The organism is Gaiella sp. (assembly GCF_057140465.1).
In genome coordinates this window covers 1-19,697 of sequence record NZ_DBNHWK010000028.1, presented here as the reverse complement: position 1 = coordinate 19,697, position 19,697 = coordinate 1, and the positions used below count along the sequence as shown (strand labels likewise).

The 19,697-nt window shown below is 74.0% G+C and carries 19 protein-coding genes; 11 read left to right on the top strand and 8 right to left on the bottom strand.

Going from position 1 to position 19,697, the window contains the following annotated elements; translation table 11 throughout:
• Window position 1: 1 nt before the first annotated feature.
• On the top strand, window positions 2-658 hold the full coding sequence (locus tag AC162C_RS03995) for an alpha/beta fold hydrolase (protein WP_484096417.1): 657 nt from the start codon (window positions 2-4) through the stop codon (window positions 656-658).
• Between the two features lie 12 nt (window positions 659-670).
• Here the strand turns inward: AC162C_RS03995 and trpA are convergent, their stop codons facing one another.
• The 6 genes from trpA to AC162C_RS03965 are packed head-to-tail and all read right to left on the bottom strand — an operon-like array spanning window position 671 to window position 6,526.
• Window positions 671-1,375 carry a tryptophan synthase subunit alpha gene (trpA, locus tag AC162C_RS03990; RefSeq protein ID WP_484096416.1) on the bottom strand — a complete coding sequence of 235 codons (705 nt, stop codon included), beginning with the start codon at window positions 1,373-1,375 and terminating at the stop codon, window positions 671-673.
• Window positions 1,372-2,517 (bottom strand): tryptophan synthase subunit beta, encoded by a 1,146-nt coding sequence (gene trpB / locus AC162C_RS03985; RefSeq protein ID WP_484096415.1) that lies wholly within the window; start codon window positions 2,515-2,517, stop codon window positions 1,372-1,374. Before trpB ends, trpA begins: the two co-directional genes overlap by 4 nt.
• The gene (gene trpF / locus AC162C_RS03980; protein WP_484096414.1) at window positions 2,514-3,683 is read right to left on the bottom strand and encodes a phosphoribosylanthranilate isomerase; all 1,170 of its coding nucleotides are present in this window, start codon (window positions 3,681-3,683) and stop codon (window positions 2,514-2,516) included. The genes trpB and trpF overlap by 4 nt, the downstream gene beginning before the upstream one ends.
• The gene (gene trpD, locus AC162C_RS03975; protein WP_484096413.1) at window positions 3,680-4,702 is read right to left on the bottom strand and encodes an anthranilate phosphoribosyltransferase; all 1,023 of its coding nucleotides are present in this window, start codon (window positions 4,700-4,702) and stop codon (window positions 3,680-3,682) included. Before trpD ends, trpF begins: the two co-directional genes overlap by 4 nt.
• A complete protein-coding gene (locus AC162C_RS03970) occupies window positions 4,699-5,253 on the bottom strand; it encodes an anthranilate synthase component II (RefSeq protein WP_484096427.1) in 555 nt (184 codons plus the stop codon). Before AC162C_RS03970 ends, trpD begins: the two co-directional genes overlap by 4 nt.
• 37 nt (window positions 5,254-5,290) lie before the next feature.
• Window positions 5,291-6,526: an anthranilate synthase component I family protein gene (locus tag AC162C_RS03965; RefSeq protein WP_484096412.1), complete on the bottom strand. Its 1,236-nt coding sequence runs from the start codon at window positions 6,524-6,526 to the stop codon at window positions 5,291-5,293.
• Between the two features lie 304 nt (window positions 6,527-6,830).
• Here AC162C_RS03965 and AC162C_RS03960 point away from each other — a divergent pair, with 304 nt between their 5' ends.
• Genes AC162C_RS03960 through chrA form a run of 8 tightly spaced genes read left to right on the top strand, consistent with a single transcriptional unit; the run spans window position 6,831 to window position 14,411 of the window.
• On the top strand, window positions 6,831-7,856 hold the full coding sequence (locus AC162C_RS03960; protein ID WP_484096411.1) for a M20/M25/M40 family metallo-hydrolase: 1,026 nt from the start codon (window positions 6,831-6,833) through the stop codon (window positions 7,854-7,856).
• A 29-nt stretch (window positions 7,857-7,885) separates the two neighbouring features.
• Window positions 7,886-9,040 carry an acetyl-CoA C-acetyltransferase gene (locus AC162C_RS03955; RefSeq protein WP_484096410.1) on the top strand — a complete coding sequence of 385 codons (1,155 nt, stop codon included), beginning with the start codon at window positions 7,886-7,888 and terminating at the stop codon, window positions 9,038-9,040.
• A 9-nt stretch (window positions 9,041-9,049) separates the two neighbouring features.
• Complete coding sequence (locus tag AC162C_RS03950) at window positions 9,050-9,535, top strand: hypothetical protein (RefSeq protein WP_484096409.1); 486 nt, start codon at window positions 9,050-9,052, stop codon at window positions 9,533-9,535.
• Between the two features lie 50 nt (window positions 9,536-9,585).
• Window positions 9,586-10,419, top strand: a complete 834-nt coding sequence (locus tag AC162C_RS03945; RefSeq protein ID WP_484096408.1) for a 3-hydroxyacyl-CoA dehydrogenase family protein — start codon at window positions 9,586-9,588, stop codon at window positions 10,417-10,419.
• Window positions 10,416-11,399, top strand: a complete 984-nt coding sequence (locus AC162C_RS03940) for a class I SAM-dependent methyltransferase (protein WP_484096407.1) — start codon at window positions 10,416-10,418, stop codon at window positions 11,397-11,399. The genes AC162C_RS03945 and AC162C_RS03940 overlap by 4 nt, the downstream gene beginning before the upstream one ends.
• A 26-nt stretch (window positions 11,400-11,425) precedes the next feature.
• Window positions 11,426-12,598: an acyl-CoA dehydrogenase family protein gene (locus tag AC162C_RS03935; RefSeq protein WP_484096406.1), complete on the top strand. Its 1,173-nt coding sequence runs from the start codon at window positions 11,426-11,428 to the stop codon at window positions 12,596-12,598.
• 32 nt (window positions 12,599-12,630) lie between these two features.
• A complete protein-coding gene (locus AC162C_RS03930; RefSeq protein WP_484096405.1) occupies window positions 12,631-13,215 on the top strand; it encodes a cob(I)yrinic acid a,c-diamide adenosyltransferase in 585 nt (194 codons plus the stop codon).
• A 14-nt stretch (window positions 13,216-13,229) separates the two neighbouring features.
• Window positions 13,230-14,411 carry a chromate efflux transporter gene (gene chrA / locus AC162C_RS03925; protein ID WP_484096404.1) on the top strand — a complete coding sequence of 394 codons (1,182 nt, stop codon included), beginning with the start codon at window positions 13,230-13,232 and terminating at the stop codon, window positions 14,409-14,411.
• A gap of 9 nt (window positions 14,412-14,420) precedes the next feature.
• Here chrA and AC162C_RS03920 read toward each other — a convergent pair whose 3' ends face one another.
• Window positions 14,421-15,914: a putative bifunctional diguanylate cyclase/phosphodiesterase gene (locus AC162C_RS03920; protein WP_484096403.1), complete on the bottom strand. Its 1,494-nt coding sequence runs from the start codon at window positions 15,912-15,914 to the stop codon at window positions 14,421-14,423.
• 196 nt (window positions 15,915-16,110) lie between these two features.
• Between AC162C_RS03920 and AC162C_RS03915 the strand changes: the two genes are divergently transcribed.
• Window positions 16,111-16,653: a CHRD domain-containing protein gene (locus AC162C_RS03915; RefSeq protein ID WP_484096402.1), complete on the top strand. Its 543-nt coding sequence runs from the start codon at window positions 16,111-16,113 to the stop codon at window positions 16,651-16,653.
• A gap of 51 nt (window positions 16,654-16,704) precedes the next feature.
• Here AC162C_RS03915 and AC162C_RS03910 read toward each other — a convergent pair whose 3' ends face one another.
• Window positions 16,705-17,007, bottom strand: a complete 303-nt coding sequence (locus tag AC162C_RS03910; protein WP_484096401.1) for a helix-turn-helix transcriptional regulator — start codon at window positions 17,005-17,007, stop codon at window positions 16,705-16,707.
• 527 nt (window positions 17,008-17,534) lie between these two features.
• Between AC162C_RS03910 and AC162C_RS03905 the strand changes: the two genes are divergently transcribed.
• Complete coding sequence (locus AC162C_RS03905; RefSeq protein ID WP_484096400.1) at window positions 17,535-19,556, top strand: Ig-like domain-containing protein; 2,022 nt, start codon at window positions 17,535-17,537, stop codon at window positions 19,554-19,556.
• Window positions 19,557-19,697: the final 141 nt, after the last annotated feature.

The following is a 19,697-nucleotide window of genomic DNA, read 5'->3' as shown; positions in this document are numbered from 1 at the left end:
CGTGGCTGCCGACGGCCTCTTCCTCCCCGGCTACGGCGCGCGTGCCTCCGCCTACGCGAGGGGGCTGCCCGCGGGGTGGAGGGCGGTGCAGCCTCCGCCCCTGCGTCGCACGCGGGGATCGGTGCGCGCGCTCGCCGCGTGGGCGACGGCGCTCGTGCGCGCGCAGCCGGCGCCCGTCGGCCTCGCCGGGCACTCGACCGGCGGCGCGCTCGCCGTGCTCGCTGCGGCCGCGGTGCCCGACCGGGTCACGGGTCTCGTCCTCTTCGGCCCCGCGGGGCTCCCCTTGCCGAGCCCGTACGGCAGGTCGACGCGGCAGGCGATCGCGAACACCCTCCGCGGCCGCTACGCGCCGCTCGAGGTCGCGGCGTCGCTCGGCGACCTGCTCACCGCGCCGCGCGCCGGCCTCCGGCTCGCGCGCAGGGTCGAGACGCTCGATCTCACGGACGCGATGACGCTCGTCCGCCGGTCCGGCATCCCGGTGACCGTCGTCGCCGCGACGACGGACGCACTGGTTCCGCCCGCCCACAGCCGTCGCGTCGCCGACCTGCTCGGCGCCGAGTACCGCGAGCTCGACGTCCCGGGTGGGCACACGTGGATGTACCGGCGCTGGGAGCGCTTCCGCCGGGAGTTCGAGGCGGCGTCGCCTCGCTCGTCGTAGCGTCCGGCGGGATCAGGCGTCGAGCGCGTGGCGGAGCGACGCCACGTAGGCGCGGAGCGCGTCCGCCCCCGCCTCCGCCTCCTGAAGCGCACGCGACCCGACGACGACCCCGTCCGTGAGGTCGGCCGCCGCGCGCGCCTGCTCCGGGGTCGAGATGCCGAAGCCCGCGTAGAGCGGCACGTCCGTCAGGCGCCGCGACCGCGCTGCGAGCCCGGCCAGCCCCTCGGACAGCTCGGCCCGCGCGCCCGTCGTGCCGGTGAGCGTGACGAGGTACAGCCAGCCGTCGGTCGTCTCCCCGGCGAGCCTGATCCGCTCGTCGGTCGACGTCGGCGCGACGAGCTGGATCCGGCGCAGCTCCGGCCGCGCGCCCGCCGGGAGGTCGGCGACGATCAGCCCCGTCGCGCCGGCCGCGCGCGCATCGGCCTCGAAGCGCTCCCAGCCGTAGGCCTCGAGCAGGGAGGAGTACGTCATCGGCACGAGCGGCGTGTCGCCGACGCGCGCGCGCGTCTCGGCGAGGCAGTCGAGGCACGCCTGCGTGCGCATCCCCGCCGCGAGCGCCCGCTCCGCGGCGGCGCGGATCACGGGCCCGTCGGCGAGCGGGTCGGAGAAGGGGAACCCGAGCTCGACGACGTCCGCGCCGCCGGCCACGGCCGCCTCCGCCAGGACGGGGGTCTCCCGTCCCGCCATCAGGTAGACGACGAGGGCCTTGCCGCTCACGCCAGCCCGCGCTCGCGCATCCCCCGGAGCGCCTCGTCGAGGTCCTTGTCGCCGCGCCCGGAGAGGCAGACGAGCACGAGGTCGGCCTCGATCTCGTCCACCTTCGCCAGCGCGTGCGCCGGCTCGAGGGCGGGGATGATCCCCTCCGTCCGCGAGAGCCGGGCGAACGCCTGGAGCGCCTCCTCGTCGGTGCACGGGAGGTACTCGGCCCGGCCGGTGTCGCGGAGGAACGCGTGCTCCGGGCCGACGCCCGGGTAGTCGAGCCCGGCGGAGATCGAGTGCGCGTCGGCGATCTGCCCGTCGCGGTCGGCGAGGATCGAGGAGCGCGAGCCGTGCAGCACGCCGGTGCGCCCGCTGCCGAGCGAGGCCGCGCCGGCCGCCTCGACGCCGACGAGGCGGACGCCGGGGTCGTCGACGAACCCGGCGAACATCCCGATCGCGTTCGAGCCGCCGCCGACGCAGGCGAGCACCGCGTCGGGGAGCCTGCCCTCGACGGCGAGGACCTGCTCGCGCGCCTCGCGGCCGATCACCGCCTGCAGGTCGCGCACGAGGTCGGGGTAGGGCGCCGGGCCGACGCACGAGCCGATCACGTAGTGGGTCGTCGCGACGTTGGTGATCCAGTCGCGGATCGCCTCGCTCGTCGCCTCCTTGAGCGTGCGCGTCCCGAACTCCACCGGCTGCACCGACGCGCCGAGCAGGTGCATCCGCTCGACGTTGGGCGCCTGCCGGCGCATGTCCTCCGAGCCCATGTAGACGACGCACTCGAGTCCGAACCGCGCACACGCGGTCGCGGTCGCGACGCCGTGCTGGCCCGCGCCGGTCTCGGCGATGATCCGCGTCTTGCCGAGCCGCCGTGCGAGCACGACCTGCCCGATCGCGTTGTTGATCTTGTGCGCTCCCGTGTGGTTCAGGTCCTCCCGCTTCAGGTACAGGCGGCGCCCGGGCGCGAACCGCTCGGCGAGCGTGAGCGGGGAGGGGCGGCCGACGTAGGTGTGCAGGAGGCCGTCGACCTCCGCGCGGTACCCGGGGTCGTCGCGCAGCGCCGTCCACGCCTCGGTCAGCTCGTCCAGCGCCGGGATCAACGTCTCCGGCACGTACCGGCCGCCGTAGATCCCGAAGGTCTCGGTCTCGCTCGTCGTCATCCCCTCGCCTCCTCCACGTAGCGGCGGACGAGCTCGTGGTCCTTGACTCCGGGCGCGGTCTCGAGCGCCGAGCTCGCGTCGACCGCCCACGGCCGCACCGCGGCGATCGCGGCGCGGACGGTGTCCGGGCCGAGCCCGCCCGCCAGGACGACCCGCTCGTCGCGGGCGGCCGCGGCGGCGCGCTCCCAGTGGCCGGGGTCGTCCTCTCCCCACGGCAGGTCGAGCACCCGCGCCACGGGGCGGCCCTCCCGCAGGAGCGTCGCATCGCGGCCTCGCACCTTGCCCTCCGCGCGCTCGTGCACCTGGTCGAGGTCGGTGCCTGCGTCCCCGGCCTCGCCGACCCAGACGGCGACCGACAGCGCCGTGTCGGGGGTGGCGAGGGGTCGGTCGACCGCGCGCGGGCTCGCCGGCTCGAGCACGAAGCCGACGAGGTCCGCTCCGGCGGCGAGCGCCGCTGCGACGTCCGCCTCGCGGGTCAGCCCGCACACCTTGACGAGCGGCCGCGAGAGCAGCTCGGCGAGCTTCGCCGCCGGGTCGGGGGCCTGCATCAGGGCCGAGCCGACGAGGATCGCGTCGGCGCCCGCCAGCTCGGCGGCGGCCCCCTGGGCCCGCGTGTGCACCCCCGACTCGGCGACGACGACACGGTCGTCCGGCGCCGCGGCGACGAGCGCGAGCTGGGCGGCGCGGTCGATGCGGAACGTGGAGAGGTCGCGGGCGTTGAGCCCGATCACGGGCGCGTCGAGCCGCACCGCGCGCTCCAGCTCCGCTGCGTCGTGCGCCTCGACGAGGGTGTCGAGGCCGAGCGCCGCAGCCGCGCCGAGGAGCGACGCGGCCGTCGCGTCGTCGAGGTCGCGGAGGATGAGCAGCACGGCGTCGGCGCCCGCGTCCCGTGCGGTGCGCAGGTCGTCGTCGGTCGAGAAGAAGCCCTTGGCGAGGAGCGGGACGTCGGAGGCGGCGCGAGCGGCCCGGAGGTCGTCCCACGACCCGTCGAAGCGCGCGTCGACGAGCACCGACACCGCGGCGGCGCCGGAGGCGGCGTATGCGGCGGCGATCGGGCCGGGCTCGGCGTCCGGTCGCAGCGCCCCGGCGGAGGGCGAGCGCCGCTTGATCTCGGCGATCGCCTGCAGCCCCGGCCGGCGGAGCGCCGCCTCGAAGCGGCCGGTCACCCGTCCTCCCGTGAGAACGCGACCAGCTCCTCGAGCCGCCGCGAGGCCGCACCGGTGTCGAGCGCCGCGCGGGCGAGGTCGAGGCCCTCGCCGAGGTCGGCGGCGTGCCCGGCGGCGGCGATCGCCCCCGCCGCGTTCAGGAGCACGGCGTCGCGACGGCCGCCGCGCTCGGCCCCGGTGAAGATCGCGTGCACCGTCGCCGCGTTCTCGGTCGGGGTGCCGCCGGCGAGATCGGCGGGGTCGCACCGCTCGAGCCCGAGCTCCTGGGGGTCGACGACCCGCTCGCGGACGTCGCCGTCGACGACCTCGCAGACGGCGTTCGGCCCGGCGGGCGAGAGCTCGTCGACGCCGCCGAACCCGTGCACGCCGAAGGCGCGGCGCGCGCCGAGCTGGGCGAGCACCTGCGCCACCTGCGGCACGAGCGCGGGCGAGTAGACGCCGACGACCTGGGCCCGGGCCCCGGCCGGGTTCGTCAGCGGGCCGAGGATGTTGAAGACGGTGCGCGTGCCGAGCTCGCGCCGCACGGGCGCGGCGTGCCTCATCGCCGGATGGTGCGCCGGCGCGAACATGAAGCCGAACCCGAGCTCGTCGACCGACTGCGCGATCCGCTCCGGCGACTGCTCGAGCCGGAGCCCGAGCGCCTCCAGCAGGTCGGCCGAGCCCGAGGCGGAGCTGACGGCCCGGTTGCCGTGCTTCGCGACGGCGGCGCCCGCCGCGGCGGCGACGAGGGCGGCGGCCGTCGAGATGTTGAACGTGTGGGCGCCGTCGCCGCCGGTGCCCGCCGTGTCCACGAGGTCGTCGCGGGTCGGGTGCACCGGGAGCACGTGCTCGCGCATCGCCTCGGCGCAGCCCGCGATCTCGTCCGCGGTCTCGCCCTTCGCCCGCAGGGCGACGAGGAAGCCGGCGATCTGCGCCTGGGTCGCCTCCCCGCGCATCACCTCGTCCATCACCGCCCGCGCCTCGCCGCGCGAGAGATCGCGGCCGTCGAGCAGCGTCTGCAGCGCGTCCTGCAGGGTCACGCGTCGCCCTCCAGGAAGGTGCGCGCCATCGCGGGCCCGTCCGGCGTGAGCACGGACTCGGGGTGGAACTGGACGCCCTCGACGGGGTGTGACGCGTGCCGGACGCCCATCACCTCGTCGTCGTCGGTCCGGGCCGAGACGTGCAGCACGGGCGGCACCTCGGTCGCGGCGAGGGAGTGGTAGCGGCCGGCCTCGATCTCGTCGGCGAGCCCCCGGAACACGCCGCGGCCGTCGTGGCGGACGAGGCTCGCCTTCCCGTGCAGGAGCGCGCGCGCCTGCCCGACGACGCCGCCGTAGGCCTCGACGATCGCCTGGTGGCCGAGGCACACCCCGAGCGTCGGCACGCGCGGGCCGAGCCGCCGGATCAGCTCCACCGACACGCCCGCGTCCGCGGGCCGTCCGGGGCCGGGGGAGATCACGAGCCGGTCGGGGGCGAGGGCCTCCGCCTCGGCCGGGGTGATCGCGTCGTTGCGGTACGTGAGCACCTCGGCGCCGAGCTCCTCGAACAGGTGCACGAGGTTGTAGGTGAACGAGTCGTAGTTGTCGATCATGAGGACTCTCACGCCGCGCTCCCGTCCGGCCGGTCGGTCATGGAGCGTACTCCCGCTCGGCGAGGTCGATCGCCGCCTCGAGCGCTGCGAGCTTCCGGAGGCACTCCTCGTGCTCCGCGGCGGGCTCCGAGTCGTAGACGACCCCGGCCCCCGCCTGCAGGTGGGCGACGCCGTCCGCGAGCACGATCGTGCGCAGGGTGATGCATGCGTCCATGGTGCCGTCCGGGAGGGCGTAGAGGACGGCGCCGGCGTACGGCCCGCGCCGGTAGCCCTCGAGCTCGGAGATGATCTGCATCGCCCGGACCTTGGGCGCGCCCGAGACGGTGCCGGCCGGGAAGCAGGCGCGCAGCACGTCGAAGGACGTGACGTCGTCGCGCAGCGCGCCCACCACCTCGGAGACGAGGTGGGAGACGTGCGAGAAGCGCTCCACCTCCATCGAGCGCGCCACGTGCACGCTTCCGGGCCGGCAGACGCGCGAGAGGTCGTTGCGGCCGAGGTCGACGAGCATCACGTGCTCCGCCCGGTCCTTCTCCGAGGAGAGCAGCCGCTCGACGTCGCCCTCCGTCGGCTCGGTCGTGCCGGCGATCGGGCACAGGCTGGCGCGGCCGTCCTCGCAGGCGACGAGCCGCTCGGGCGACGAGCCGATCAGCGCGACGCCGTCGAGCTCGAGCAGGAAGAGGTAGGGCGACGGGTTCACGCGCCGGAGGGCGCGGTACAGCTCGAGGGCCGTCGCCGACGTCGGCCTCTCGGCCCGCTGCGAGGGGACGATCTGGAAGGCGTCTCCGGCGACGATGTGCCGCTTGCACGCGCGCACCATCTCCTCGTAGCGCTCGCGCGACGGGAAGCGCTCGAGCGGCCCCGCGACGCCCCGCGCCTCCCGCCGCCACGGGATCCCGCTCTCCAACCGCCCCGCCACCTCCTCGGCGTCGCCGGCGACGACCGACGCCGTCCCCGTCCCGTGGTCGAACCGGACGAGGGTGTCGCAGACGACGAGCCGGCTCTCCGGGAGGTCGGGCCCCGCGTCCGGCAGCGGCACCGTCGGCTCGATCGTGGCCGCGTGGTCGTACCCGAGGTACCCGACGACGGGCGCGCCGAGCGTCTCGGCCTCGGCGAACGAGACGATCCGTGAGCCGGTGCCCATCCAGGAGTTCCGCCCGAGGCGGCCCCGCTCCACCGACTCGAGGAGGAAGCTGGCGCGGCCCGACGCGCGCAGCCGCAGGTACGCCCCGAGCGGGGTGAGGAGGTCGGTGGGGATGTCGGCGGTGGGTGTCACGGTCGGAGAACGAAAACGACCTCCGTCGGGAGGTCGCGGGCGAGGCGTCGTCGGTGCCGGGGTCTAGCGCACGCTCCCGCCTCGCTGCTCGCGCCAGGCCCAGGCCGGGGAGTGCGTGACGGGTCGCATCGACGCGCAGGGTACGCACCGGGTCCACGACGCGTCAAGGGCGCGCCGTCGCGACCGGCCCACGGGAGGCGGCGGTCTGGTATGGAGACGGGGTGCGCGACGACCCGCTCACCGGCCAGGGCCCGAACGACGCCGCCGCGGCCACGCCGTGCCCCGAGGGGCTCGGGGCGTCGGCATGATCCCGCCGCTCCTCGACGAGCTGCTGCGGGCGCCGGGGCCCTCCGGCCGGGAGGACGCCGTCGCCGCGATCGTCCGGCGCGAGGCGGAAGCGTTCGGCGCCGCCGTCGAAGGCGACGTTCTCGGCTCGACCGTCGCGCGCGTCGCCGGCACGGACGGCGGCGGCCGGCTGCTCGCGCTCTTCGCCCACGTCGACCAGATCGGCGTCTCCGTCACCCACGTCACCGACGACGGCCTCTTGCGGGTGCGGCCTCTCGCCACCTGGTCTCCCCGTGACGCCGTCGGCCACCGGCTCCGCGTGCTCGGCCGCGACGGGCCGGTGACGGCGGTGGCGAGACGGGTCGGCGAGGGCGACGACCCGTCGTGGGACGACGTCCGGCTCGACATCGGCGCCGCCACCCGCGACGAGGCGCTCGCGCTCGTCGCGCCCGGCGACCCCGCCGTCCTCGTCGGCGAGTCGGCCGCCGTCGCCGGCAACCGCGTGCTCTCCGCGGCGCTCGACGACCGGGTCGGGGTCTACGCCGCGCTCGAGGCGCTGCGGCGCCTCGCCGCCGAGCCGCCGGGATGGGACGTCGCGCTCGTCGCCTCCACCCAGGAGGAGTCGGGGCACGGCGGGGCGGCTGCGGCCTCGGGCCGCCTGCGGCCCGACGCCGCGCTCGTGGTCGACGTCACCTACGAGGACCATCCGCTGTCGTCGCGGGACGCCTGGGGCGAGGTCGCGCTCGGCGGGGGCCCGGTGCTGTTCCGCGGCCCGGTGGTGAGCCCGCTCCTCGTCGAGCGGCTCGCCGCGGCGGCGGCGGCGGCCGGGGTCGCGCACCGGGTCGAGGCGGGGAAGCAGACGGACAGCGACGCCGACGACGTCTTCGTCGCCGCCGGGGGCATCGCGACGGGCCTCGTCTCGATCCCGCTCCGCTACATGCACACGGCGTCGGAGATGGCCCAGCTCGACGACGTCGCGGCGGCGACCGACGTGATCGAGGCGTTCGCACGCGGCCTCGAGCCCGACGCGTCGTTCGTCCGCTGACCGGGACACGACCCGGCTACGCTGCACCGATGTCGCGCTCCGTGATCGTCGCCGCCGTCCGCACGCCCTTCGGGAGGCTCGGCGGCGGGCTGGCGCAGGTGCCGTCGACCGAGCTCGGCGCGATCGCGATCCGGGCCGCGCTCGAGCGCTCGGGCATCGAGCCCGGCGAGGTCGAGTACGTGATCATGGGCCAGGTGCTGCAGGCCGGCGTCGGCCAGGCGCCCGCACGGCAGGCGGCGGTCGGGGCCGGGATCCCGAAGGAGGTGCCGGCGGACACGATCAACAAGGTGTGCGCCTCGTCGGTGCGGGCGATCGATATCGCCGACCTGATGATCCGCACCGGGAGCCACGACGTCGTCGTCGCGGGGGGGATGGAGTCGATGTCGAAGGCGCCCTACCTGCTGCAGAAGGCCCGCTTCGGGTACCGGCTCGGGCACGGCGAGGTGCTCGACAGCATGGTCTTCGACGGGCTGCAGTCGACGTTCGACGGGCTGCACATGGTGCAGCAGGCGTCGCTCGTGTCCCGCGAGCTCGGCATCACGCGCGAGGCGCAGGACGCGTGGGCGCTCCGCTCGCACGAGCGTGCGGCGGCGGCACAGGACGCGGGGCGCTTCGACGACGAGCTCGTCACCGTCGGCGACGTCGTCGCCGACGAGGCGGTACGGCGCGACACGTCGATCGAGAAGCTCGCGGCGCTGGAGCCGGTGTTCGACCCGGACGGGACGACGACGGCGGGCAACGCGCCGGGCGTCAACGACGGCGCGTCGTGCGTGATCGTCTGCTCGGAGGAGTGGGCCCGCCGCCGCGGGCTCGAGCCGCTCGCGACGATCATCGGCCAGGCCGCGGTCGCGGACGATTTCGCGTACCTCGCCCGGACGCCGGCGAAGGCGGGGGCGATCGCCCTCGACGCCGCCGGCCGGTCGATCGACGACGTGACACGCGTCGAGATCAACGAGGCGTTCTCGTCCGTCGCGTGGAACTCGACGCGGATGCTGGGGGTCGACGAGGAGATCGTGAACGTCAACGGCGGCGCCGTCGCGCTCGGCCACCCGATCGGGGCGTCCGGCGGGCGCATCGTGACGACGCTCGTGCACGAGCTGCGGCGCGAGGGGGGCGGGCTCGGCCTCGCCGCGATCTGCTCGGGCGGGGGGCAGGGCGACGCGCTGCTCCTGTCCGTCGACTGAGGACGGCCCGTGCCGCGCGCGCTCCTCTGGGTCGTCGGTGTCGCGGTGCTCGCCGCGCTCGCGCCGTCGCCGGCGTCGGCGGAGGCGCTCGAGTGCCCGAGCGCGACCGTCGCGCAGCGCCTCGAGGCCGCCGACGTGAGCTTCGTCGGGAGCATCGTCGACTCGCGGCCGGCCGGGGACGGGCGGCTGTACACGTTCGCGGTCGACCAGGTGGTGAAGGGCGACCTGGGCGACGAGGTGACGGTCCTCGCGGAGCCCCTCGTCGACGTGAACCGCGAGCCGGTCGGGAGCGACGTCGACGTCGGCCTGTTCGTGCAGCTCGACGGCGGCACGTACACGACCGACTCGTGCGGGCTCGTCGACCCGTCGCTCCTGCTCGCCGCCGCCGACGAGCCGCGGGGCGGGGCGATCAAGCTCGTGGTCGGGATCGTGATCCTCGGCGCGGTGCTCGCGCTCGCGTTCGCGCGGCTGCGGCGGCGCACGTCGCCGCGCTGAGCACGGCGTGGGGGCGGCGGACGCCGGATCGCTGGAGTAGCCTGCGCGGTGTGAGCTTCGAGCGCGTGCTCGTCGTCGGCGCCGGCCAGATGGGGGCCGGCATCGCCCAGGTCGTCGCCGCCTCGGGCCGGCACGTCCTCCTCCACGACGAGTGGCCCGGCGCGGCCGAGCGCGGGCTCGAGGGGATGCGCAGGAGCCTCGGCAAGCTCCACGAGAAGGGCGGGCCGGACCCGGCCGAGGTTCTGTCGCGCGTCGAGGTCGTGGACGGGGTGCGGGAGGCGGACCTGATGATCGAGGCCGTCGTCGAGGACGTCGAGGTGAAGAAGGACGTCTTCCGGGCCGCCGACGAGGTGCTGCCGGCGGCGTCCGTGCTCGCGTCGAACACGTCGTCGATCCCGATCACGGAGCTGGCGGCGGCGACGTCGCGGCCCGACCGCGTGATCGGCATGCACTTCTTCAACCCGGTGCCGGTGATGCGGCTCGTCGAGGTCGTGCGGGCGGTGCAGACGTCGGAGGAGACGGCGGCGGCGGTCGTCGCCCTCGCACGCGATCTGGGGAAGGAGCCCGCGGAGGCCCGGGACTTCCCGGGCTTCGTCTCCAACCGCATCCTGATGCCGTTCGTCAACGAGGCCGCCTACGCCCTGATGGAGGGCGTCGCCGACCCCGAGGCGATCGACACGATCGCGCGGCTCGGCTTCGCGCACCCGATAGGCCCGCTCGCGCTCGCCGACCTGATCGGCCTCGACACGTGCGTGGCGATCATGGAGGTGCTGCACCGGGGGCTCGGCGACCCGAAGTACGCGCCCTGCCCGCTCCTGCGCCAGTACGTGGCCGCCGGCCGACTCGGCCGCAAGACCGGCCACGGCTTCTACGACTACCCGTGACGGGCGACGGCCGGCTCGACGCGCAGCTCCGGGCGCTGCGGCCCTCCGACGACGAGTTCGTCGAGCAGGCGTTCCGCCTCGTGCTGCGACGGCCGCCGGACGACGAGGCGCGCGAGCGCGCGCTCGCGAAGCTCGCCGAGGGGACGCTGTCGCGGGCGACGCTCCTCCACGAGCTCGTGACGGCGGACGAGTTCGGGCGGGTCCGGGAGCTCGACGACGCCGCCGCCGCGGGCCGGGCGGCGCGCCGACGGGGCGAGCGGTCGCGCAGGCTGCAGGCCCCACCCGGGACGGACGAGCGGGTGATCGAGATCCCCTGGGTGCTCTCGCGCCTGCGCGAGGGGCGCGTGCTCGAGGTCGGCTACGCGTACGCCGAGCCCGCGTACCTCGCGGCGCTCGTCGCAGAGCTCCCGGGCGAGCTCGTCGGCGTCGACCTCGCGGAGGCGGAGGCGCCGGGGATCGAGACGGTGCGGGCCGACGTGCGCGACCTGCCGTTCGCCGACGCGGCCTTCGACCAGGTGCTGCTCGTGTCGACGATCGAGCACGTCGGGGCCGACAACACGGTCTACGGGCTCGCGGCGGAGGCCGACGCGGAGGGCCGGCTCGAGGCGCTGCGCGAGCTGCGGCGGGTGCTGCGCCCCGGCGGCAGCCTGCTCGTGACGGTGCCCCTCGGGGAGCCCGGCGACCACGGCTGGTTCCGCCAGGACGACGTGCGCGGCTGGACGCGGCTGTTCGCGCGGGCCGGCTTCTTCGTCGAGGAGCAGGAGGCGTACGAGCTGCTCGACGAGGGGTGGCGGGCGGCGCCGACGTTCCGGGCGGACGGCGTCCGCTACGGCGAGCGCGGCCCCGGGGCCTCCGCCGTGCTGTGCAGCGAGCTGTCGCCGCGCCGCCTGCGGCGGCTGGCGTCGCCGGACGGCTGGCGGCGCACCGCCCGCCGGCGGCTGGCGCCGACGTATCGCCGTGTCCGTCCCCACCGGGCGTAGCGCCGCGCCGACCTATACTCGCGGCGATGGACTTCGCGCTCAACGACGAGCAGCGGGGGATCCAGGAGCTCGCACGGGAGGTCGCGGAGGCGGAGATCGTGCCGCACGCGGCGGCGTGGGATCGCGAGCACCGGTTCCCGGTGGAGCTGTACGCGCGGCTCGGCGAGCTCGGGCTGATGGGCGTCTGCGTCCCCGAGGAGCTGGGCGGCGCCGGGGCCGACTTCCTCTCCTACGTGCTCGTGCTCGAGGAGCTGTCGCGTGCCGACGCCGGCGTCGGCGTCACCGTCGCCGTCCACACGAGCGCGGCGACGCTGCCGATCGTCGCGTTCGGCAGCGCCGAGCAGCGCGAGCGGCTCGTGCCGCCGCTCGCCCGCGGGGAGTTGCTCGGCGCGTTCGCCCTCACCGAGCCGGAGTCGGGCTCCGACGCGGGCTCGCTGCGCACGACCGCGACCCGCGACGGGGACGGCTGGGTGATCGACGGCACGAAGCAGTGGATCACGAACGCGAGCCACGCCGGCCTGTTCGTCCTCTTCGCCCGCACCGACCCGACGACGACCGGCGCGCGGGGCGTCTCCGCGTTCCTGCTCGACCGCGAGCACGTCGAGGTCGTGCGCGAGGAGGAGAAGCTCGGCCTCAACTCGTCGTCGACGGCGGACATCCGCCTCGGCGGCGTGTACGTGCCGGCGGACCGGATGCTCCACGCGGAGCGGAAGGGGTTCACGGTGGCGATGGCGACGCTCGACGGCGGCCGGATCGGGATCGCCGCACAGGCGGTCGGGATCGCGCAGGCGGCGTACGACACGGCGCGGGCGTACGCGCTCGAGCGGCGGCAGTTCGGCTCGCGGATCGCCGACTTCCAGGCGATCCAGTTCACGCTCGCGGAGATGTCGACCTCGATCGACGCCGCGCGGCTGCTCACGTACCGGGCGGCCTGGCGCAAGCAGGCGGGCCTCCCGCACACGACGGAGGGCGCGAAGGCGAAGCTGTTCGCCTCGCGCGTCGCGGTCGACGTGGCGCGCGACGCGATCCAGGTCCTCGGCGGCTACGGGTACACGAAGGAGTTCCCGGTCGAGCGCTACTACCGCGACGCGAAGGTGACGGAGATCTACGAGGGCACGTCGGAGATCCAGCGCATCGTGATCGCGCGCGGCATCCTCCAGCAGCACGAGCGGACGCTCCCCGTCGTCGGCGCGGTCTGAGCCGGCCGGCGCCGGAACGGTAGGCTCACGCGGTGCCCCGCGACCGCGACGAGCCCGTCCGCCTCACACGGATCTACACGCGCAGCGGCGACGCGGGGGAGACCTCGCTCGGCGACGGGTCGCGCGTCTCGAAGCTCGATCCGCGCATCGGCGCCTACGGGACGGTCGACGAGCTCAACTCGCTGATCGGCGTGGTGCTCGCCGCGCCGTGCCCCGACGCGGTCGCACAGGTGCTCGCGCGCGTGCAGAACGAGCTCTTCGACCTCGGCGCCGACCTGTCGCTGCCGTGGTCGGGGGAGGACGACCGGCTGCGCATCGCCCAGCCGTCGGTCGATGCGCTCGAGGCCGACTGCGACCGGTTCAACGAGTCGCTCCCCGAGCTGCGGAGCTTCGTGCTGCCCGGCGGGACGGCGTCGGCCGCGGGCCTGCACGTCGCGCGCACGGTCTGCCGCCGGGCGGAGCGCGAGGTGCTGGTGGCCGCGGGCGAGGCCCCGGTGAACCCGCTGGCGGCGGTCTACCTGAACCGCCTGTCCGACCTGCTGTTCATCCTCGCCCGCGTCGCGAACGCGGCCGGGGGCGTCGCCGAGCCGCTCTGGCGTCCCGGCGCCACGCGCTGACAGCGCTCCGGGACATGTCGGAGAGCCGCATCGGTCGGCTGCGGGAGGTGTTCCTCGTCGCGCTGCGGCTCGGGACGACGTCGTTCGGAGGGCCCGTCGCTCACGTCGGATACTTCCGCGACGAGTACGTCGGCCGCCGCGGCTGGCTCGACGAGCGGAGCTTCGGCGAGCTGGTCGCGGTGACGAACCTGCTGCCCGGCCCGTCGTCGTCGCAGCTCGGGATCGCGATCGGGGCCCTGCGCGCCGGCAAGCTCGGGGGCGCTGCCGCCTGGGCCGGGTTCACGCTTCCGTCCGCGTGCGTGATGACCGCCCTCGGGCTCGGGATCGCGTCGACGGACGTGGCGGGTGCGGGCTGGCTGCGAGGGCTGGAGCTCGCCGCCGCCGCCGTCGTGCTGACCGCGCTCGTCGCGATGCAGCGGACGCTCGCCCCCGACCTGCCGCGCATCGCGATCGCCGTCGCCGCGGCGGCGGGAGCGCTCGCCGTCCGCGGGCCGGCCGCGCAGGCGGGGCTGATCGTGGGCGCCGGCGCGCTCGGGGCGCTCGCCTTCCGCGCCCGGGCGGCGGTGCCGCCACTGCACCTGCGCTTCCCGATCGGCCGCCGGCTCGCCGTCGCGAGCCTGGCCGCCTTCGTGGCGCTGCTCGTCGTCCTGCCCGTGCTCCGGGACGCCGTCGGCGGGGTCGGCCTGCAGCTCGCGTGGGCGATGTACAGGGCCGGTGCGCTCGTCTTCGGCGGCGGCCACGTCGTGTTGCCGCTGCTGCACGAGGGCGTCGTCGAGCCGGGCCTCGTGGGCGAGCAGGAGTTCGTCGCCGGCTACGGGGCGGTGCAGGCAGTGCCGGGCCCGCTGTCCACGTTCTCGGCGTACCTCGGCGCCGTCGCCGGCATCGAGCCGAACGGCGTCGCGGGGGCGGCGTTGGCGCTCGGCGCGATCTTCCTGCCGTCGTTCCTGCTGCTCGGCGGCGTGCTGCCGCTGTGGTCGGTGGTGCGCGGGCACCCGGGGGTGCAGGCGGCCGTCGTGGGGATCGGCGCCGCCGTGGTCGGGCTGCTCGCGGCGGCGCTCTGGGATCCGGTGCTGCAGACGTCGGTGGACGGCTGGGGGGACGTCGTCGTCCTCGCCGTGCTCGTGGCGGCGCTCCGGGTCGCACCGCCCTGGGCGGTCGTGCTCGCCGCCGCCGCGGTCGGCGCCGCGGTGCTCTGATCGTCGTCGTCAGCCCGCGAGGGCGACGACGGGCCAGCTCGTGCGGAGCCAGTCGGTGACCTCCTCGGCCGGCTGCGGCGCGAGGACGTAGAAGCCCTGGGCGGCGTCGCAGCCGAGCGCTGCCGCGGCGTTCCAGGACTCGCGTGTCTCGATGCCCTCGGCGACGACGGTGAGGCCGAGGGAGTGGCCGAGGTCGACGAGGCCGCGGACGATGTGGACGTCGGCCCCCCCGCGGGTGAGCCCGTGTACGAAGCCGGAGTCGACCTTCACCTCGGAGAGCGGGAGCGTCCGGAGCGAGATCAGCGACGACGCCCGCCCGAAGTCGTCGAGGGAGAGGCGGACGCCGGTCGCCGCCAGGCGCTCCACGACGTCGAGGTCGAGCGTCGCCCCGGCGCCCGGCCCCGACGGGACGACCTCGAGCGTCAGCACCTCCGCGGGCGAGTCGGTCGACGCGAGCAGCCCGGCGATGCCCTCGGCGAGCAGCGGGTCGTCGAGGATCCGGTACGGGACGTTCACGGAGACGCCGATCGCGTGCCCGAGCTCCTCCCAGCGCCTGGCGTTCGCGAGCGCGTCGCGGACGACGTGCAGTGTGAGCGACCGGATCAGCGGCGTCCGCTCCACGTGCGGGATGAACTCGGTGGGGACGACGAGCCCCCGGCTCGGATGGAGGCGCCGGACGAGGCCCTCCATCGAGCGCACGGCACCGGAGCCGAGGTCGATGATCGGCTGGTAGTGGACGACGAGCTCGGCGCGCTCGAGCGCCGTCTCGTACTCGCGGACGACGCCGGCGTCGAGTGTCGCGCGCCGCCGGTCGGCGTCCTCGCCGACGTCGCGCTTCGTCGCGTACATCTGCCGGTCGGCCCGGCCGAGCAGCTCGGTCGGCGTCGCGCCGTCGTCGGGGAACAGCGCCCACCCGATCGACGCGTCGACCTCGACGACGTGCCCCTCGACGCGGTACGGCCGCCGCAGCGATTGCCGCAGCCGGCCGACGAGCCGTGCCGCGTCGTCCTCGGCTCGGGTGCCGAGCGAGAGCACGACGAACTCGTCACCGCCGACGCGGGCGACGGTGTCGCTCGCCCGGACGACCGATTCGAGGCGGCGTGCGATCGCCTGCAGCACCTGGTTGCCCACCTCGTGGCCGCGGATGTCGTTGACCTCCTTGAACCCGTCGATGTCGATCACGAAGAGGCCGAACGGCTCTCCGGTGCGTCGGGCGCGCCTGAGCGCCTGCTCGACGCGGTCGTCGAGGAGGATCCGGTTCGGAAGGGCGGTCAGCGTGTCCATGAGCGCAAGCGTGCGGGCGTGGGCGAGCCGGTCGACCCCGAACGTCACGCCGATCGCGAACGCGAGCGCCGCCAGCACGCCGAGGAGGAGGGCCGCCTCCGGGTGCCCGCGCCGGGTGAGCTCGGTGCAGGTGAGGGTCGCGCCGGCGACGACGACCGCCGCGGCCACGGGCCAGTGCAGTTTCCGGTGCTGTCGGCGGTGGTCTTCGAGCGTGTCCACGGGTGTCCGTCTGCCGCCGGGGGAGAGAGCCGCAGCCGCCGGCGGCCGCTGGTCGAACGGTAGGTTCAGGTGGCTCTCGTTTCGGCTCCCCGGACGGGTGAAGCCGCTCCCTCGTTCGAGGGAATGCGCCGCGGCGCGCTCCGGCTGACAGGGGCGACGAGGAGGAGTACCCTGGGGGGAGAAGGGAGGGGAACCGATGGGAGGGTGGTCCAAGCTCCTGCTTGCGGCGATGGGCGCGCTGGTGCTCGCGGCGTCCGCCTACGCGGCGCTGCAGGGCGGCGCGCCGCGCAGCGCAGTGTTGTCGGGGGCGAACGTCGTCGGCGTGTCCGGCGACCGGGACGGCTCGGGCACGGCGCAGTTGCGCGCGAACGTCGGCAAGCGCTCCGTCTGCGGGTGGTTCACGGTGAGCGGCCTCGACACGGTCAGCACCGTCTTCGTGCACGAGGGCGGGCCGGGCGTGACCGGCGGGGTCGTGCTGGTGTTCGCGTACCCGGGCCCGCACGGCGGCTTCACCGACGGCGTCTGGTACGGGTGCGGGACCGCGCCCGACGGGAAGCGGCCGACGAAGGCGCTCGTGAAGGCGCTCGTGCAGTCGCCGGGCGGCTTCTACGTCAGCGTGCAGACGTCGCCGTATCCGGCGGGTGCGATCCGCGGCCAGCTGACGAAGCCGGGGAAGGGCGCGCCGAAGCCCGGCAAGCCGGCAAAGCCGGCCCCGGGGGCGGCGAAGAAGACGAGCTGACCCGGCCGCGTCGCGGCCGGCGGGCGCGGGGCCGTGTCGCCCGGGCCGCGGCTAGCGATTGTTCTCGAGCAGCGTCAGCAGGTCGCGCACCTGGGTGTTGCTGACGAGCGGGGCGCGCAGGTACTTGCCCGGGCGGACCTTGAAGTGCACCTCGCGGCCGATGCGCTTGCGGTCGATGTAGCCGCCGTCGTCGAGGTCGCGAAGGATCCCGTACGTCCGCCGCTCGGTGATCCCGACGGCCTCTGCGATCTCGCGGACGAGCGCCCCGGGGTGCGCCGAGACGTACAGCAGCACCTGCGCGTGGTTCGTGATGAACGTCCACGACGACCCGTCGGAGGGGCGGCCTTTCGGCATCTACGCAGACTAGCCGAAGGCCGTCGTGGACGCCGGTCTCACACGCCGACCTCGGCTCCCTCTCGTCGTCCTCCGGCAGGTGGCGGCGCTCGTGTCCGACCGTCGAACCGTGCCCCGTCGGCCGCCCCGGGTGGATCGGAGTCGGCTCACCTCTCAACAACCGCTGTCTATTTCTCTGTTGCACAAAACAGTCTTTTCGATTTCATGAGACTAGAATCGTGAGTCTTCCGATCGGGGGAGAGGCGGCCTGAGGGCTGTCGGGGGCGTCTGGGCACCTCGCACAATCTGCGGCGTAGGGGAGACAGGTGAGCCAGAAACAGCGCACCCCGACGGGCCGGGTGATCCACGGCCCCTAGTCAGCGCTCCGGCGCCGCCCCCCGTGGAGGGCGCCGAACACGGTTCGGGCGGCCCCGCGCCGCCGTTGCGGTCAACCGACGTGAGAGAGGAACACCAAGAATATGGGAACTTCAGGGGGAAATAGGAAGCGCAGGTGGCGCAGACGCCGCCTGGTCGAGTTGGCGGTCGCCGTGGCGGCGGCCGTGTTCGCAGTCAACGTGGCCTGGGCAGACGAGGTCGCCAACACCATCGACTCAAGCGTCGATTCGACACTGGAAGTTCTTACGCTGTCTCCCACCGGAGCCAACACGAATGTTGGTTTCTGGGTGAGAGCTACCAACAATGACCCGACCAGCGCAACCAACGGATGCAACATCACGTCAGGCGAGTCGCTGACGATCGAGGTCAGTTCCAGCAATACGGCAGTCGCGAACGTCGTTGGTCTCGTCACGGGAGCGGATCGCCAGCTCACGTTCACCGGGTGCCGCTCTGGTGAAAGCGATTCCGCGAACGTGAAATCCGTTGCAATCGACCCGGTCGGTCAGGGCACTGCGACGGTCACGGTGGCAATCGTTACGAACAACGCCGGCGCTGGAGACTTCGTGACCAACACCGCCTCGTTTACCGTGAACGTTGACGACCCCCCGTCGGTGACATCTACGTCTCCGTCGAACGGGGCGTCCAACGTGCCTGTCGGCAGCACGATCACGGTCAACTTCAGCGAGTCCGTCGCGAACGACAACGCGTTCGCGCTGGAGTGCCCGAGCGGCACGCCGCGAGAGTTCACCACGAGTTCGTCGCCTGCGTCGAGCTACACGCTGACGCCGTCCGCAAACCTGCCGAACGGCACGACGTGCACGGTGCAGGTGAACAAGAACAAGATCACCGACACCGACACAGTCGACGGCCCGGACAAGATGACGGACAACTACTCCTTCAGCTTCACTACCGTCGTCACGGACACCACCGCGCCGACCGGGTCGATCACGATCAACAGCAACGCGGCGTACACGAACACGACCACGGCCACGTTGAACCTGTCGGCGACCGACGCTGTCGGCGTGACCGGCTACAGGGTCGCCAACGGCTCTGACTGCTCGTCCGCGTCATGGGTGTCGGTGAGTTCGACGACGTCCTACAGCGCGGACGTTCCTTTCACGCTCTCGTCGGGCGACGGCACGAAGATGGTGTGCGTGCAGTACCGCGACGCGGTGTTGAACGTCTCGACGCCCTACTGGGACACGATCGTGCTCGACACAGTCCCTCCGAACGCCCCGACGGCAACGGTGAGCCCGGCGCCGAACGCTGCCGGGTGGAACAAGACGCAGCCGGTGACGGTCAGCTACACCGGCAACGGCGATGGTGGTTCGGCTGCTGACAAGAGCGGCGTTGCAGGCTGCTCCGCCGATGACGTGTTCGCGGCCGAGACGACGAGTTCGGGTGTGACAGCCAGCGGCACCTGCACCGACAACGCGGGCAACGAGAGCACGGCGACCACAACCACGGTCAAGATCGACCTGACCGACCCGACTGTCGCGATCACGTCTCCCGTGGACGGCCTAACGACCATCGCCACGTCGGTGTCTGTGTTGGGCACGGCAAGCGATACGCCGAGTGGCATCAAGAGCGTGACGGTCAACGGTGTCGCGACAGACAACGCCGCCAGTTGGACGACGTCGACCAACGTGGCGCTCAGCTGTGGCGCCAATACGATCACGGCCACGGCAACCGACAACGCGGATCGCACGAACACCGCCCAGATCACGGTTACGCGGCTCTGCTTCGGCTTGCAGTACCTGAAGCCGATCGATCAGTCGACCAGCTCGCCGATCATGAACGTCGGCAAGTACGGCCGCGTGATCCCGACGAAGGTCATCCTCTCGATGATGGGCGGCGGCCCGCTCGACAATACGGCCCTCGCCGCCTACGGCCTGACGCTGCAGATGGGCGTCAACACCGCAACCTGCTCTAACGGAGCGGCATTCGACGGCATCGAGGAGTTCGCCGACGCCGGCCAGTCGAACGGAGGCACGAACCTGTTCCGGTGGGATCCCACAGCCAGCCAGTGGATCTACAACCTGGACACCAAGGCACCCCCGGGCATGACGATGGTGGTCAATAGCTGCTACCGGCTCGACGTCTATGTCAGCGACGGAACGAACAAGGTGAAGGTGTCGACCTCGACGTACGCCTTGTTCAAGCCCACGAAGTAAGAACCCGGAATCGCGGCGGCACAGACCCGCCGCGATCCACGAACGACCGGGGGGGCGCCGCGAGGCGCCCCTCCCTCGTTCCGCGCCCCGCGCGCCGCCCAGGGTGCCCCGGATCGGCTACACCTGGGGCATGGAGGTCGT

What these genes read in the sequence shown, in the direction of transcription:
- trpB (WP_484096415.1), bottom strand. Translation starts at nt 2,517, where the DNA reads ATGACGACGAGCGAGACCGAGACCTTCGGGATCTACGGCGGCCGGTAC.
- AC162C_RS03970 (WP_484096427.1), bottom strand. Translation starts at nt 5,253, where the DNA reads ATGATCGACAACTACGACTCGTTCACCTACAACCTCGTGCACCTGTTC.
- AC162C_RS03960 (WP_484096411.1), top strand. Translation starts at nt 6,831, where the DNA reads ATGATCCCGCCGCTCCTCGACGAGCTGCTGCGGGCGCCGGGGCCCTCC.
- AC162C_RS03955 (WP_484096410.1), top strand. Translation starts at nt 7,886, where the DNA reads ATGTCGCGCTCCGTGATCGTCGCCGCCGTCCGCACGCCCTTCGGGAGG.
- AC162C_RS03935 (WP_484096406.1), top strand. Translation starts at nt 11,426, where the DNA reads ATGGACTTCGCGCTCAACGACGAGCAGCGGGGGATCCAGGAGCTCGCA.
- chrA (WP_484096404.1), top strand. Translation starts at nt 13,230, where the DNA reads ATGTCGGAGAGCCGCATCGGTCGGCTGCGGGAGGTGTTCCTCGTCGCG.
- AC162C_RS03915 (WP_484096402.1), top strand. Translation starts at nt 16,111, where the DNA reads ATGGGAGGGTGGTCCAAGCTCCTGCTTGCGGCGATGGGCGCGCTGGTG.
- AC162C_RS03910 (WP_484096401.1), bottom strand. Translation starts at nt 17,007, where the DNA reads ATGCCGAAAGGCCGCCCCTCCGACGGGTCGTCGTGGACGTTCATCACG.